Raw genomic sequence first — 15,205 nt, forward strand, 5'->3', positions numbered from 1 at the left:
CCCCTACGAGAACAGCGCTTCGACGAACTCGTCGGCGTCGAACGGTACGAGATCGTCCGCACCCTCTCCCAACCCGACCAGCTTGACCGGGATGCCCAGCTGAGCCTGGATGGCGACCACGATGCCGCCCTTCGCGGAACCGTCGAGCTTGGTGAGCACGACGCCGGTCAGCTCGACCGCTTCGGTGAACTCTCGGGCCTGCACCAGACCGTTCTGGCCGGTGGTGGCGTCGAGGACCAGCAGCACCTCGGTGACGGTGCCCGCGCCCTTCTCGGCCACCCGGCGCACCTTGCGCAGCTCTTCCATGAGGTTGACCTTGGTGTGCAGCCGCCCGGCGGTGTCCGCGAGCACCAGGTCGGCGCCCTTGGCGGCGGCACTCTCGATCGCGTCGTAGATGACCGCGCTGGGGTCTCCCCCCTCCGCGCCGCGAACGATGTCCGCCCCGGCCCGCTCGGCCCACATGCCGAGCTGCTCGGCAGCCGCGGCCCGGAAGGTGTCGCCAGCAGCCATGACCACCCGGTGACCATCCGCGGTCTGCTGCTTGCCGACCTTGCCGATGGTGGTGGTCTTGCCCACGCCGTTCACCCCCACGAACAGCCACACCGTCGGTGGGGACTCGGCGAACCGCAGAGAGCGGTCGAAGCCCGACAAGCGGGTCTTCAGCTCGTCCTTCAACGCCTCGAGCAGCTGCTCCCCGCCGGTCAGGCCCTCGTCCTTCACCCGGGCTCGCAGGTGGTCGAGCAGCTCGGTGGTGGGCTCCACCCCGACGTCGGCGCGGATGAGCGCCTCCTCCAGCTCCTCCCAGGTCTCGGCGTCGATCGTGCTGCGGCCGACGAGCGAGCCGACGTAGCCGGCGAGCAGGCCCCGGGCCTTCGCCAACCGGTCACGGAAGCGGGGCTTGACCGGGACCTCGACCGGCGCGGCCTCGACGGTGATCGCCTCGGCCTCGGCGATGACCGCCTCCGCCTCCGCCGGGGCGACGGCCTCCTCGACCGCCTCCCGCAGCGCCTCGTCGATCGCTGCGGGCTCGACCTCGGCGGGCTCGGCGACCTCGGTGGCCTCGGCCTTGCGTTCAGCCAGCTCGTCGAGCACCTGCTGGGGGACACGGGGCGCGTCCGGTGGTGGCTCCAGCCCGCGCAACCGGCGGCGGCGGCCGCTCACCAGGGCCAGGCTGACACCGACCAGCACCGCTAGGACGACGAAGAGGAGGAGGATCTCCATGGCGGGCCGAGCCTAGCGGTGAGCGTGGCGGGGCAGCGTGCCTAACGGCCGGGAGGCGAGCGGGCGCCGCGGTCCCGGGGCCGAAAACCGACTCGGGCGCACCCCGGAGGGTGCGCCCGAGCGGGCTGGGAGCTCTGGCGGACCGTCAGCGACCGCTGCCGAGCGTGACCTCGACGCTACGCGTCTCGCGATCACGCACGAAGGTCACCTGCACCCGGTCCCCGGGGGAATAGGTCCCGATGCGGCCCTGCAGCTCCTCGAAGGTGCGTACCGGCTTGCCGTCGACGGCCACGATGCGGTCACCGACCTCGATCCCCGCGGCCGCTGCGGGCCCACCGGGCACCACGCTCTGCACCACGGCGCCCGGGTCGCTGCTGGTGCTCCTCGACGATCCCTGGATGCCGAGGACGGCCTTGTCGAGCGACTGGCCGTTCACGATCCGGTCCGCGACCCGCTTGGCGGTGTCGATCGGCACCGCGAAGCCGATGCCGTTGTTCTCGCCGTTCTGGCTGAAGATCGAGGTGGGCACCCCGATGATCTCAGCGTTGCGGTTGGCGAGCGCTCCGCCGGAGTTGCCGGGATTGATCGGTGCGTCCGTCTGCAGCATGTTGACCGCCACCCCCACCTCGTTGGGAACCGGTCGGTCCACGGCGCTGATGATCCCCGCGGTGACGGTCTGCGAGAGCCCGAAGGGGCTCCCCAACGCGATCGCCATCTGGCCCACCTGGACCTGGCCGTTGCCCAGACGCGCCACCGGCAGGTCGGTCGCGTCGATCTTGACCACCGCGATGTCACTGGACGGATCCGCGCCGAGCACCCGCCCCTGGTGGCTGGATCCGTCCACGAGGCGGACGTTCACCGACCGGGCGTTGCCCACCACGTGGGCGTTGGTCATGATCAGCCCGGAGGGGTCGTAGATGGTGCCCGAGCCGAGCCCACTGCCGGTCTCGATCTGTACCACCGCGGGGCTCACCGCGGCCGCCACCGCCGCGACCGGCTCGTCACCGCCGCCGTTGACGACCGGAGTGGTGCCGGCCGGCAGCGAGCTCGGGGTGATGGTGGTGACCGCAGTGGGGTTGCCGGGATCCTCGATCAGGCCGCGGGCCACGAAGCCGACGGCGATGAGCACCGCCATGGCGAGGGCGGTGAAGACCAGCCGCCACCCACCCCCTCGCGAGGCGGGGGGACGGGAGGAGGGTTCGCTCGGGGGCGGTGGGGTGGGAGGCGGGGTCTGGGGGAAGGGGCTCCGGACGACATCTCCCGGATCGGGCTGCGGTGGGCGGGGGGGCCAACCGGCGCCGTCCGCGAGCGGGGGGCTCGGCGGCGGCTCGGGGTTCCAGGTCGCGGTCACGGGAGCAACGTACGGCGCGACCCCTAAAGGCGGGGTAAGCGCCGGTGGCCGACCCGCAGACTCAGCCGGCGGCCGGCAGCCACAACGCGAACGCCGCCCCCCGGCCGGGCTCGGAGGCCAGGCGGACCTGCCCGCCGTGAGCCTCGGCGACCTGGCGGACGATGGTGAGCCCGAGGCCGCTGTGACCCTCCTCGCGCCCGGCGCGCGGGTCGCCGCGCCAGAAGCGCTGGAACACCCGCTCATGGTCCTCCGGGGCGATCCCCGGGCCCTCGTCGCTGACCGCCATCCACACCCACGGGCCTTCCCTGCCGGCGGTCACCCGCACCGTCGAACCAGGCGGGCTCACCGCCAGCGCGTTCGCCAGCAGGTTCGCCAGCGCCTGCTGGAGCGCGAGGCGATCGCCATCCACCCACAGCCCGTCCGGGGCGGCGGAGGCGAGCCGCACCTCGCGCTCCGCGGCCAGCGCGTCGAACTCGCTCGCCGACGTCGCCACCACCTCGGCGAGGTCGAGCCGCTCGTGAGCGAGGGACAGGCTGCCCTGCCGGGCATACACGAGCAGGTCGTCCACCAGCCGGGCCATCCGCTCGGTCGAGCGCTTCACCACCTCGGCGGTGCGGCGGAGATCCTCGGCGGTGGCATCCGGGTCCGAGAGCGTGACGTCGAGGTTGGTGCGGATCACCGCCAGCGGGTTGCGCAGCTCATGGGAAGCCTCGTGGATGAACTGGCGCTGGCTCTCGAAGGCCTGGTCGATGCGGGCCAGCATGTCGTCGAACGTGTCGGCGAGATGTTTCAGCTCGTCGTCGGGGCGATCGAGGTTGATGCGCCGGCTGAGATCGGTGGCCTGGATCTCCTCGGCCACCGCGGTGATGTCGTCGATGGGCTTGAGTACCCGGCCGGCGACGATCCAGCCGATGGCCACGCTGGAGGCGAAGAGGATCAACAGCGTCCCGAACGAGTACTGCCGGAGCGTGGCCAAGGCCCGGGCGTTCGCCTCCCGTTCGATGTACAGGTAGCTGTCGACCTGTTCGATGGGGAACCGGAAGGCCCTTCCGTCCGCGGTGACCACCACGCCGTCACCGACCTTGCGGGTGATGGGCTGGTCATCCAGGGAGTGCGCCAGCCCCAGGTAGATGATCCCCACGACCAAGGCCGCGATGCCGAACAAGATCGTCGAGTAGACGAGGGCGATGCGGGTGCGGATGGATCCGAGCCAGCCGGGCAACCGCATCGCGGCGCGGGCGCGGCGTGGCAAGGAGGACGCGGTCACGGCTCCGGCAGCCGGTAGCCGCGCCCGATGACCGTCTCGATCAGCGGCGGCTCGCCGCCGGCGGAGAGCTTCTTGCGCAGCGTGCCGACCGTGACCCGCACGGTGTTGGTGAACGGGTCGGCGTGCTCGTCCCACACGTGCTCGAGCAGCGTCTCCTGGGAGAGCACCTCGCCCGGGTGGAGCATGAAGTATCGCAGCAGCGAGAACTCCTTGGCGGTGAGGTCGAGCGTCCGGCCGGACCGGCTCGCCAGGTGCTTCGCCTCGTCGAGCTCGAGGTCACCGACCCGGATGACCGCCGAGGTGGCGGGAGTGTCGCGCCGCAGCAGGGTGCGGACCCGGGCCGACAGCTCGGGGAACGCGAACGGCTTGACGAGGTAGTCGTCCGCGCCCAGATCCAGCCCGGCGACCCGGTCCTCCAGGCTGTCGCGGGCCGTGAGCATGAGGATCCGGGGCTGGGGGTCGAGGGTGGGGTCCTGGCGGATCCGCCGGCAGAGCTCCCGACCGTCGAGGCCCGGCATGGTGATGTCCAGGCAGAGCAGGTCGTAGGCGTTCACGGTGGCCTTGTCGAGCGCCTCGGCGCCGTCGAACGCGACGTCCACGGCATAGCCCTCGCGGCGCAGCCCGCGGGCCACCGCCTCGGCCAGGTCGACCTCGTCGTCCACCACGAGCACGCGCACGCCGCGACCGTACCGTCGCCGCCCCTCCGACCGGTGGGCACCACGGTCGCAGCGGCGTCGCCCCCGCTTCACCGATGTCAGCGAGGGATGGGTCCTTTATCTTGAGCTTCGGCCCGTCGTGCTCCACTCCGGCACGGCCAGATCCGCACGAGAGGGGTTCCCCACCATGGACGATCCGACGACCGGACCGGCGCCCGGCGTGCCGCCTGTGGCACCGGGGGCCGCGCCAGCCGCCTCCCCCACCGGAGGGGTGGATCCGGCGTTGGTCGAGCAGGCGATCTTCGAGCTGAAGAAGGTGATCGTGGGCCAGGACCGGGCCATCGAGCGGCTCTTCGTGTGCCTGCTCGCCGGTGGCCACTGCCTGCTCGAGGGGGTGCCCGGCCTGGCCAAGACCCTGGCGGTGGAGACCCTCGCCACCGTCGTGGGCGGGACCTTCACCCGCCTGCAGTTCACCCCCGACCTGCTCCCCGCGGACATCGTCGGCACCCGCATCTACCGGACCTCCGACGAGCAGTTCGACATCGAGTGGGGTCCGATCTTCGCCAATTTCGTGCTCGCTGACGAGATCAACCGAGCGCCGGCGAAGGTGCAGAGCGCGCTGCTGGAGGTGATGGCCGAGCACCAGGTGTCCGTCGGCGGGGTCACCCGGGAGGTGCCCGAGCCGTTCCTGGTGCTGGCCACCCAGAACCCGATCGAATCCGAGGGTGTCTACCCGCTCCCGGAGGCCCAGCGCGACCGGTTCCTGATGAAAGTGGTGATCGGCTATCCCTCACCGGCCGAGGAGCTCGAGATCGTGCACCGGATGGGGGTTCACCCACCGCGAGCCACCCAGGTGCTCACCCTCGAGCAGCTCCGGGCCCTGCAGGGCGCCGCGGGCGAGGTCTACGTCGACCACGGGGTGGTCGACTACGCGGTGAACCTGGTGCTCGCCACCCGCACACCGGCCACGTTCGGCCTGCCCGAGCTGGCCGAGCTGGTCTCCTACGGCGCGAGCCCCCGGGCGAGCCTTGGGCTGGTCGCCGGAGCCCGAGCGCTGGCGCTGCTCCGTGGTCGCAGCTACGCGCTGCCCCAGGACGTGTTCGACGTGGCCCCCGACGTGCTCCGCCACCGGCTGGTCCTGAGCTACGAGGCGCTGGCGCAGGGGGTCGGGGTGGAGCACATCCTGGCCCGCCTGCTCAGCACCATCCCCGCCCCCCGGATCGCTCCCTCGCAGGAGGCGGCGCCCCCGCCGGCGTGGCCCGAGCCCGCTGCTGCCACCCAGCCCTTCCCCAGCCCGCCTGGCTGGCCGCAGGCCGCCTCGTGACGGCCATGACCGCGAACCGCGAGTTGCGCGGGGTCCTGAACCGCCCGCCCAGCCTGGCGACCAGCCCGAGCGCAGAGGTGCTCCGGCGCCTGGAGCTGACCATCACCCGCCGGCTCGACGGCATCCTGCAAGGCGACTACCGGGGCCTGGTCCCGGGGCACGGCTCGGATCTGGGTGAGACCCGCGAGTACCAGCCCGGTGACGACGTGCGGCGCATGGACTGGAACGTGACCGCCCGGCTGCGCACACCGCACATTCGCCAGACCATCGCCGACCGGGAGCTCGAGACCTGGGTACTGACCGACCTCACGGCCAGCCTGGGATTCGGCACCGCCGAGTGCGAGAAGCGTGACCTGGCGGTCGCCGTCGTGGCCGCGGTCGGCTTCCTCACCGCCCGGGGCGGCAACCGGGTGGGGGCGGTGACGATGGAAGCCGGCCACTTGGCCACCATCCCGGCCCGGTCGGGCCGGGTGAACCTGCAGGCGCTGCTGCACCGGGTGGTCGAGGCGGCGCGGGAGGAGCGGACTGGGACGGCCGACCTGGAGGCGGCGATCCGGCGGGTGGGGGCCACGATGCGCCGGCGGGGCCTGGCAGTGATCGTGTCGGACTTCCTCGATCGCAGCCCCTGGGAGCGGCCGCTGCGGGCGCTGGCCGCGCACCACGAGGTGCTGGCGGTGGAGGTGGTGGATCCCCGGGAGCTCGAGCTGCCCGACATCGGGGTGGTGCGCCTGGTCGACCCCGAGTCCGGTGCGCAGCTCGAGGTGCAGACCGCCAACGCCAAGCTGCGCCAGCGCTATGCGGCCCGGGCGGCCGAGCAGCGAGCCGAGATCGCCCGCCGGATCCGGGCCGCGGGCGCGGACCACCTGGTGCTGCGCACCGACCGGGACTGGCTGGTGGATCTGGTGCAGTTCGTGGCCCGGCGACGGGAACGGATCGACGCGTTGACGAGGGTACGGCCGTGACGTTCCTGGAACCGCAGCGGCTCTGGCTCCTGCTCGGCGTCGCCGCGCTGGTGGGGGGCTACGTGGCACTGCAATGGCGGCGCCGGGCCTACACGGTGAAGTTCACCAACCTCGACCTACTGGCCTCGGTGGCACCGAGACGCCCCGGCTGGCGGCGGCACCTCCCCGCCGTGGGCTACCTGCTGGCGGCTGCAGCCCTGGTGCTGGCGCTGGCCCAACCCTCACGGGAGGAGCGGGTGCCGAGGGAGCGGGCCACGATCGTCATGGCCATCGACGTGTCACTGTCGATGCAAGCCACCGACGTCGCCCCCACCCGCATCGAGGCAGCGAAGGACGCGGCGAAGGTGTTCCTCGACATCCTGCCGCCGAAGATCAACGTGGGGCTGGTGGCCTTCAACGGCAACGCGTCGCTCAAGGTGCCGCCCACCACCGATCGCGACCGGGTGAAGGCCGCGATCGACGACCTGGAGCTGGGTGAGCGCACCGCGATCGGGGAGGCGATCTTCACCAGCCTGGACGCGCTCCGCCAGGTGCCTCCCGACGACGAGGGCACGCAACCACCGGCGCGCATCGTGCTGATGTCGGACGGCACGACGACCGACGGCCGTTCCAACGAGATGGCCGCGGAAGCCGCCCGGCAGGCGGGCGTGCCGGTGTCGACCATCGCCTTCGGCACCGACCGGGGCACCATCACGGTCCCCGAGGAACCACTGCCCATCCGGGTGCCGGTGGACCGGCCCGCGCTGCGGGCCATCGCGGACGCCACCGGCGGCAAGTTCTACAGCGCGGGCAGCGAGCAGCAACTCACCGAGGTGTACGAGAACATCGGGTCGTCGGTGGGCTACGTCACCGAGCCTCGGGAGATCACCACCTGGTTCGTGGCCGGGGCACTGGTACTGCTGGCGATCACCGGAGCCATGTCGCTGGTGTGGTTCAGCCGCCTGCCCTGACCCTGGCGCAGGCTGGCGGGGGATATCACGCGCCGGCGGCCACCTTCTCGGACACCACTCGGCTCGACCCTCCCGGTTGCATGGTGACCCCATAGAGGCAGTCGGCGGCCTCCATGGTGCGCTTCTGGTGGCTGACGATGATCAGCTGCGCTTCGCGGCGAAACTCGTCGACCAGCCCGAGGAAGCGGTGCAGGTTGATGTCGTCGAGCGCGGCTTCCACCTCGTCCATGACGTAGAAGGGCGAGGGGCGGCTGCGGAACACCGCGAACAGGAACGCCAGCGCGGTGAGAGATCGCTCGCCACCCGAGAGCAGCGAGAGCTTCTTCACGTTCTTGCCGGATGGCTTGGCCTCCACCTCGATGCCGGTGGCGAGCAGGTTCTCCGGGTCGGTGAGCCGCAGACGGCCGGTGCCACCGGGGAACAGGGTGGCGAAGAGCTGCTCGAAGTTGGCGGCCACGTCCGCGAACGCGGCGGCGAACACGTTGACGATCTCACCGTCGATGGCCTTGATGATCTTGGCCAGCTCACGGCGTGACTCCTTCACGTCGTCGAGCTGGTCCTGGAGGAACTGGTGGCGCTCCTGGAGGGCCTCGTACTCCTGCAGCGCCAGCGGGTTGATCGGGCCCATGATGCGCAGCTCGCGCTCGAGCTCCCGGATCCGGGCCGCGGGGGTGACACCCTCGGGCAGCGGCGGGCAGGCGGCCTCGATGGCCACGGCTGGCTCGGTGTCGAGGTCGCGACGCAGCGCCTCGACGGCGGTCTCGATGCGCAAGCGGGTCTCGGCCTCGTCGATCTCCAACCGTTGCAGCCGCTCCCGCAGCTCAGCCAACTCGGTCTCGGCCCCGGCTCGGTCCCGGCGGAGCCCGTCGAGCTCGGCGGCCACGGCCCGAGCGGCTTCGCTCTGGCGGCGCCGCCGCTCGCGCAGCTCCTGCAGGACGGTCTCGATCCCGGCGCTGCGCTCAGTGACGAACGCGGCCAGTCGATCGGTGGCGAGCTGGCGGGCATCGAGCTCGGCCCGCCGCTGTGCGGCCTGCTCACGCTCGGCCGCCGCACCCTGGAGGCGCTGCTCGACCTCGGCCAGGCGCCGGTCGAGGAACTGCCGGCGCTCGCTGGTGGCCGCGGCCCGCACGTCCAGGTCGGCGCGCATCGCCCCCACCTCGGCGGCACGCTCCTCCAGGCGGCTGCGAGCCTCTCCCATGCGCCGGCCGGCGTCGGCGTAGGCCTGCTCGTCGGCCTCCAGCGCAGGCAGGAGCCGTTCGAGCTCGCCGATCCGGGCCCGCTCCCGATCCAGCCGCTCGTCGAGCTCGGACAGGTGGGCTCGCAGAGCGTCGGACTCGGTGGCGGCATCACGTCGGTCGGTCTCCACCCGCTGCAAGCCGTCGGCCGCAGCGCTGAGCCGACCGTCGTTGTCGTCCAGCGACCGGGACAGCTCGGCTTCGACCCGACGGGCCTCCTCGAGCGCGTGGCGTGCGGCGGCCAGGGCCACGGTGGCCTGCTCGACGGCCAGCGTTGCCTGCTCGGCCCGCCGCCGGGCGTCCTCCAGCGCGGCGCCGGTGGCGCCGGCTCCGGCGCTGCCGATGCGCCAGCCCGTCTCCCCGAAGCGATCCCCGTCGGCGGTGACGACGATCGCCTCCGGGTGGGCGAGGGCCACGTCGACCGCTTCCGCCCAGCCACCGTCGACCACCATCGCAGCGCCGATCAACGTGTCGAGCAGGCGGTCGACCTCGACCCGGGCACCGCGAACGTGACGGCGGAGCGGCTCACCGACCGCTGGAGCCCGGCGGACCGGGCGATCGGCGCCGAGGGCCAGCACCGCCCCGGTGAGCGCTTCACCGTGGAGCGCGTGCAGGGCCTGGCGGGCGGTGACCGGGCTGTCGACCACCACCGCGGCGAGCGCGTCGCCGGCGGCCGCTTCGAACGCCGCCTCCCAGCCGGGGTCGACCTCCACGACGTCGAGAAGGGTGCCGATCACGCCGTCGATGCCGGCGAGGCGCTCGGCACCGGCCTTGGAGCGGGCTTCATCGAGGGCGAGCGCCAGCGCCTCGGCTCGGGCCTGCCAGGCGTGCAGCTCACTCTCGGCGTCCCGCCGGGCATCCTCGGCGGCCGCGACGCTCGCTTCACGCTCGATGCGGGCCCGCTCGGCCCCGTCGAGCGACTCGACCAGCGGCAGCTCGGCCTGCTCGGCGCCGGCCAGCTCGGCCCGCAGCCGCTCGGCCTCGGCCTCGAGGCGCTCCTGCTTGTCGTCGAGGGCGGCGAGCCGGGCTCGGACCCGGGCGTGGTCGGCCTCGGCCCGCTCGACCGCGGCACGCAACGCCGCCAGCTCCCCGCGCACCTCGGCCGCCTGCCCGCTCGGGGCGGGCACGCCGTCGCCCCACTCCTGCTCGAATGCGGCCCGCTCGGCCGCGAGCGCCGCCTCGGCCTCGGCCAGCGCTGCCAGTTGCGGCGCGGTGGCCGCGGCTTCGGCCTCCACCTGCTCGAGCTCGGCCCGGAGGCGGGCCGACTCGGCCTCGAGGGTGGCGATCACCCCTTGGTCGATCGACGCGTTGCGTTCCCGATCGAGGTTCCGCCGGCGTTCGGCCAGCAGCGTGCTCAGACCCCGGGCGCGCTCGTAGAGGGACTCGAACTGGGCCAAGGAGTCGCCGAGGTCGTCGCCGCCCATGGCCGACAGCCGGGCTTCGGTGGCCATCACCTCGGTGTCGAGGGCGGCGAGCCGGGACTTGAGGTCGCGCTCAGAGGCGGCGAGCTCGCTGCGCTGGGCGGCGGTGGCCTCCAGGCGGTTCTCGAGCGAGTCGAGCTCCCGGCCGGCGGTGAAGATGCGCAGGGCGGTGAGCTCGGCCACCACGTCGCCGTGCTTGCGGGCGGCCTCGGCCTGGCGCTCGAGCGGTCGGAGCTGGCGTCGGACCTCGCGCAGCAGGTCCTGGAGGCGTAGCAGGTTGCCCTCGGTGGCGGCCAGCCGGCGCTCGGACTTCTCCTTGCGCTTGCGGTACTTGAGGACCCCCGCGGCCTCTTCGATGATGAGCCGCCGGTCCTCGGGCCGGGCGTTGAGCACCGCGTCGATCTGGCCCTGGCCGATGATGACGTGCTGCTGGCGGCCCACCCCGCTGTCGGAGAGCAGCTCCTGGATGTCGAGCAGCCGACAGGGGACGCCGTTGAGGGCGTACTCGCTGTCTCCCGACCGGAACAGCGTGCGGGTGATGGTCACCTCGCTGAACTCGATCGGCAGGACCCCCGAGCTGTTGTCGATGGTGAGGGACACCTCGGCCCGACCGAGCGCGGCCCGCTTCGCGGTGCCGGCGAAGATGACGTCGTCCATCTTCTGGGAGCGCACCGCGCTCGGGGCCTGGGCGCCCAGCACCCAGGCGATGGCGTCGACCACGTTGGACTTGCCGCTGCCGTTGGGGCCGACGACCACGGTGACGCCGGGCTCGAGCTCGAGCGTGGTCGATTCGGCGAAGGACTTGAACCCCTTCAACGTCAGGGATCTCAGGTACACGGCGACTCCGGTGCTGTCCGTCCGGGCCGGACCCCGGCGGGCCCGACCTCCCCAAGGCGCGACCCTACCGGGTGGCCTCCCGCCGGCCGTTCATCCCCCAGCCCTGCCGGAGGGTGCAGCCGATGCCCTGGGCTACGGGGGCCTCGGCCGATCCGCTGCCGTCGGCGCCCCGCCTGGCCTGCCAGCCGTGCTCGTGGAGCAGGGCGTGGCGGCTCGCCGGGGGAACGTCTGCTCCTTCGTGATCACTCAAGGCGTAATCGGCGCGACCTCCGGCATCGCCGACGGCGCGACGGCGTGATTGGCCTCGTTCGTTGCCACGCTGTTCGCGCCGGGGTTGCTCACCCGCGGTGATGAGTCCAGCGGAATCATCGACGTGACCCACCTCGGCCTTACGACGCCGACGGGAGTGCTGCCCGGTGGCTACCCGTGCGTGCCGGGGGGTGGCCGCCGCTGGTCGCCGTGAGTGGTGCAACTCGGTCGAGTCGCACCGAGCCTGTCGCGGCTCGAGTCGCTAGTCGGTGCGTGGGTCAGCCGAGGTAGCACGCGCAGGACCCACCGCAGGGCGCGGGCGGTGCCGCGGGCGGGCTGGCGGTGGCGCTGGCCGCGCTGAACACCGACAGCAGCCGCTTGGCGCCGGGATGACCCGACGGGCAGGTCGCCACGTCCGCCGACTCGCTCATCGGTCGGCGTTGCTCGAAGGTCGCGTCGCACACGTTGCAGCGGTACTCGTAGCGAGGCATGCCGCCAAGGGTACTGGCCGGCCCTCGGGGGTAGGGGTGAGCCCCGCTCGTTCCGCTCAACCGTCACCGTGGGGGTGGCGGACCATGCCTGCGAGCGCATCCCGCACCTCGCTCCGCTCGCGCAGCTCTCGACCCCATTCGATGCGAACACGCTCGTCGCGCCCATCGACGCTAGCGAGCAGGTCGAAGCCCACCCGATCGACACCGACCATGGTCGCGGTCGTCGCTCGAGGAATTAGGTTGTGTTAGGTATCCCTAATACTTTCCAGAAGGGTTCGTGACCATGACGATCTCGGGCAACACCCTCGCGGACGGCTTCGCCAGCCGGCTGCGGCAGCGCACGATCTCAGCTCACCGGGACGCCGAGACGTCGCCCTTCATGCGAGCTCTCTTCACCGGCAAACTGACCAAGGCCGGCTATGCGACGTACGCGGCGCAGCTGCTGGTCGTCTACCGGGAGCTCGATGCCGCGAGCGAAGCGATGGCCGACGATCCGATCGGTGGTTGCTTCGCCGACTCGGCGCTCCTGCGCGCCCGCGCCCTCGAGAGCGACATCCGCGCGCTCTCGGGCGCCGACGAGACCCCTGCGCCGCTGCCCGCCACCCTGCAGTACCGCGACCGTGTCCGGGCGGTGGCATTCGATTGGCCCGGAGGCTTCGTCGCACACCACTACACACGACACCTGGGCGATCTCTCCGGAGGCCTCCACATCGCCCGTGCTCTGCGGCGCCACCTCACCGACGGCGATGATGCCGGGCTCTCGTTCTACGAGCTGACGGTTCCCGACCCGGACGCCTACAAGGCGCGCTACCGGGCGCTCCGCGATGCCGCACCGTGGGATGACGACGAACGCGAACGGATCGTGGACGAGGTGCTCGAGGCCTACCGGCTCAACGACGCCGTACTCCTCGAGGTGTCCGAGGCCTGTGGGGTGCAGCCGTGACCGTGCGACCCTCGCCGGCTGTCAGCCTGTGCGCCCTCGGTCTGCTCGCGGCGGCAGTGGTGGTCAGTCCGGCAGGCGCAGCTCAAGTGAGTGACGGCCAACGCACGCTGCAGGCCTCGCGCACGGAGGCACTCGACCCGACCGGCGAACGGATCACCGTGACCGGAGCCGGCTTCGACGTCAGCAAGGGCATCTACGTGGCCTTCTGCGCCATCCCTCCGCCCGGCATGCCGCCGAGCCCGTGTGGGGGCGGCGAGGACCGAGCGGGCTCCACCGGTGCCTCGGCCTGGATCTCCTCCAACCCGCCTCCGTACGCGGTCGGTCTCCCCACGCCGTACGGGCCAGAGGGCAGCTTCACCGTGGAGCTAGCGATCCAGCCGGTCATCAACGCAACCACCGACTGTCGGCGGGTGCGGTGCGCGATCGTCACCCGCAACGACCACACCCGCTCGTCGGACCGCAGCCAGGACCTGTTCCTGCCCGTCACGTTCCGCGCCGAGTCGACGACGCCCTCGCCCGGAACACCACCGGCCGGCGCGGCAACTCCCACCTCACCGCTCGACCCGGGCGCTGCAGCCATCCCCCCGACCGATGCGGCTTCGACCACCTCGACCACCTCGACGATCCCCACGCCTCAGGTGACCTTGTCCCCTGACGGTCGTACCGCGATGGCGGGTGAGATGCGACTGGAGCTCTCCCACGTCGTCCTCGATCCGACCGGCGACGAGCTCGACGTCACCGGATCCGGCTTCCGGAGAGGTCGCGAGCTGCAGGTCGCGCTCTGTGCGACCCCGGTGGTGGGCGAGGCACCAGTGGGCTGCGGTCCGGCGGCGAACACCGTCCCAGCCGAGGCCGATGGCGCAATGGCGGTGACGCTTTCGATCGATGGCCCGGTGCTGGGCGAACACGATTGCCGCGAGCTCCCCTGCGCAGTGGTGACTCGTGACCCGCTCACGCCGACAGATCGCTCGCAGGAGTTGGCGGTGCCCGTGCGCTTCGCATCCACCGAGCTCGCCACCGACACCAGCGGCACAGATCCCCGCGGCGACGACCAGCAGGGCACCGACCAGGCGGCCGCAGATCAGGCCGAGCGCGAAGAGCTCCCCCTCACGCCCTGGACGGTCGCGCTCGTGGTCGGCACGGTCTTGGTCATCACGGCGACTCGTATCGCAGCACGTCGCTGGCGACATCCCGTGGAGCGGCCATGACCGATCGCGCCGCCATGTCGCAGCCCACCCCGCCTCCTCGCCTGCACCTCCCGAGCCGACGGCGGTGGAGCCCGCTTCTCGTGATGATCGTTGCGTCGTTGGCGTTCACCGCCTGCGCTCAGCACGCATCGAGCAGCGCCGAGCAGCCTGCGCCGACCCTCCCCACCCCCGCCGAGGCGATCGCACCGGTGCTACCCGTCACCGTCACCGGAGACGACAGGGTACAAGCCACCGTGACCACCATCGATCGGATCGTGCCGCTCGCTGGGAGCCTGGCGGAGGTGGTGTTCGGTCTGGGGCTCGGGGGCCACGTGGTGGCCCGAGACGTCACGGCCACCTTCGCCGAGGTGCGAGATCGACCGATCGTGACCAAGGGACACGACGTCAGCGCGGAGTCGGTGCTGTCGCTGGCGCCGAGCGTGGTGTTGGCTCAGACCGACACGGGACCTCCCGAAGCGCTGGCACAGATTCGCGCTGCTGGTGTCCCGGTCATCGTGTTCGCCCAACCCGCATCGGTCGCCCACATCACCGAGCGGATCGAGGCGGTCGCCGAGGCGCTCGGGGTGCCACCGGCTGGCGCGCGGCTCGCCGGCGAGATCGACGACCAACTCCGGGCTGAACTCGAGCGGGTCCCCGCAGGGCGGGCGCAGCCGAAGGTCGCGTTCCTCTACCTGCGCGGCCAGGCCGGCGTCTCACTGATCGGCGGGCCGGGTTCGGGAGCGGACTCGATGATCGCTGCGGCAGGGGGGATCGACGCCGGCACGGCAATCGGCTTGTCCCGACCCTTCACCCCGATCACCAGCGAATCACTGGTCGAGGCGGCCCCTGACATCATCCTCATGACCACCACGGGTCTGGATTCCGTCGGGGGAATCGACGGTTTGCTCGCGGTGCCTGGTGTCGCGCAGACACCCGCCGGACGGGCACGGCGGGTCGTGACCGTCGAGGACGGTCGGCTCTACAGCTTCGGACCTCGTACCCCCGAGGTGATCGGGGAGCTGGTGGACCGATTTTTCGAGGATCCCTTCTCATGAACGCGGTCGACACCTGCGAACGTACGGCTCGATCGGTGACGACGAGCACCGGCTCG

General features: G+C 71.9%; 14 protein-coding genes. 6 read left to right on the forward strand and 8 right to left on the reverse strand.

Annotation, left to right across the window (positions count from 1 at the left end; genetic code table 11):
- Nucleotides 1–3 precede the first annotated feature (3 nt).
- From ftsY to HZF19_RS14450, 4 genes are all read right to left on the reverse strand, one after another.
- Complete coding sequence (gene ftsY, locus HZF19_RS14435) at nt 4–1,221, reverse strand: signal recognition particle-docking protein FtsY (protein ID WP_208029499.1); 1,218 nt, start codon at nt 1,219–1,221, stop codon at nt 4–6.
- Between the two features lie 145 nt (nt 1,222–1,366).
- Nucleotides 1,367–2,572, reverse strand: coding sequence for a S1C family serine protease (locus HZF19_RS14440; RefSeq protein ID WP_208029500.1), 1,206 nt, complete (start codon nt 2,570–2,572; stop codon nt 1,367–1,369).
- Nucleotides 2,573–2,633: 61 nt separating this feature from the next.
- Nucleotides 2,634–3,839: a sensor histidine kinase gene (locus HZF19_RS14445; RefSeq protein WP_208029501.1), complete on the reverse strand. Its 1,206-nt coding sequence runs from the start codon at nt 3,837–3,839 to the stop codon at nt 2,634–2,636.
- Complete coding sequence (locus HZF19_RS14450) at nt 3,836–4,516, reverse strand: response regulator transcription factor (protein ID WP_208029502.1); 681 nt, start codon at nt 4,514–4,516, stop codon at nt 3,836–3,838. Before HZF19_RS14450 ends, HZF19_RS14445 begins: the two co-directional genes overlap by 4 nt.
- Before the next feature lie 166 nt (nt 4,517–4,682).
- On the opposite strand from HZF19_RS14450, the gene HZF19_RS14455 reads away from it, so the two are divergent.
- The 3 genes from HZF19_RS14455 to HZF19_RS14465 are packed head-to-tail and all read left to right on the forward strand — an operon-like array spanning nt 4,683 to nt 7,731.
- Nucleotides 4,683–5,819: an AAA family ATPase gene (locus HZF19_RS14455; protein ID WP_208029503.1), complete on the forward strand. Its 1,137-nt coding sequence runs from the start codon at nt 4,683–4,685 to the stop codon at nt 5,817–5,819.
- A gap of 5 nt (nt 5,820–5,824) precedes the next feature.
- Nucleotides 5,825–6,781: a DUF58 domain-containing protein gene (locus tag HZF19_RS16975; RefSeq protein WP_208029504.1), complete on the forward strand. Its 957-nt coding sequence runs from the start codon at nt 5,825–5,827 to the stop codon at nt 6,779–6,781.
- Nucleotides 6,778–7,731: a VWA domain-containing protein gene (locus tag HZF19_RS14465; protein ID WP_208029505.1), complete on the forward strand. Its 954-nt coding sequence runs from the start codon at nt 6,778–6,780 to the stop codon at nt 7,729–7,731. The genes HZF19_RS16975 and HZF19_RS14465 overlap by 4 nt, the downstream gene beginning before the upstream one ends.
- Nucleotides 7,732–7,756: 25 nt before the next feature.
- Here HZF19_RS14465 and smc read toward each other — a convergent pair whose 3' ends face one another.
- From smc to HZF19_RS14485, 4 genes are all read right to left on the reverse strand, one after another.
- On the reverse strand, nt 7,757–11,224 hold the full coding sequence (smc, locus tag HZF19_RS14470) for a chromosome segregation protein SMC (RefSeq protein ID WP_208029506.1): 3,468 nt from the start codon (nt 11,222–11,224) through the stop codon (nt 7,757–7,759).
- 64 nt (nt 11,225–11,288) lie between these two features.
- Nucleotides 11,289–11,474, reverse strand: coding sequence for a hypothetical protein (locus tag HZF19_RS14475; protein ID WP_208029507.1), 186 nt, complete (start codon nt 11,472–11,474; stop codon nt 11,289–11,291).
- Nucleotides 11,475–11,751: 277 nt separating this feature from the next.
- Entirely contained in the window at nt 11,752–11,964 is a 213-nt protein-coding gene (locus tag HZF19_RS14480; protein ID WP_208029508.1) for an FmdB family zinc ribbon protein, read from the reverse strand.
- Between the two features lie 56 nt (nt 11,965–12,020).
- On the reverse strand, nt 12,021–12,200 hold the full coding sequence (locus HZF19_RS14485; protein WP_307781241.1) for a DUF2470 domain-containing protein: 180 nt from the start codon (nt 12,198–12,200) through the stop codon (nt 12,021–12,023).
- Between the two features lie 47 nt (nt 12,201–12,247).
- Between HZF19_RS14485 and HZF19_RS14490 the strand changes: the two genes are divergently transcribed.
- Genes HZF19_RS14490 through HZF19_RS14500 form a run of 3 tightly spaced genes read left to right on the forward strand, consistent with a single transcriptional unit; the run spans nt 12,248 to nt 15,149 of the window.
- Complete coding sequence (locus tag HZF19_RS14490) at nt 12,248–12,907, forward strand: biliverdin-producing heme oxygenase (RefSeq protein ID WP_208029510.1); 660 nt, start codon at nt 12,248–12,250, stop codon at nt 12,905–12,907.
- Nucleotides 12,904–14,115, forward strand: a complete 1,212-nt coding sequence (locus HZF19_RS14495; protein ID WP_208029511.1) for a hypothetical protein — start codon at nt 12,904–12,906, stop codon at nt 14,113–14,115. Before HZF19_RS14490 ends, HZF19_RS14495 begins: the two co-directional genes overlap by 4 nt.
- Nucleotides 14,112–15,149: a heme/hemin ABC transporter substrate-binding protein gene (locus tag HZF19_RS14500; RefSeq protein ID WP_208029512.1), complete on the forward strand. Its 1,038-nt coding sequence runs from the start codon at nt 14,112–14,114 to the stop codon at nt 15,147–15,149. The genes HZF19_RS14495 and HZF19_RS14500 overlap by 4 nt, the downstream gene beginning before the upstream one ends.
- The last annotated feature ends 56 nt before the right edge of the window (nt 15,150–15,205 follow it).

The sequence above is a fragment of the Rhabdothermincola sediminis genome, from assembly GCF_014805525.1.
Taxonomy (GTDB): domain Bacteria; phylum Actinomycetota; class Acidimicrobiia; order Acidimicrobiales; family Acidimicrobilacustridaceae; genus Rhabdothermincola; species Rhabdothermincola sediminis.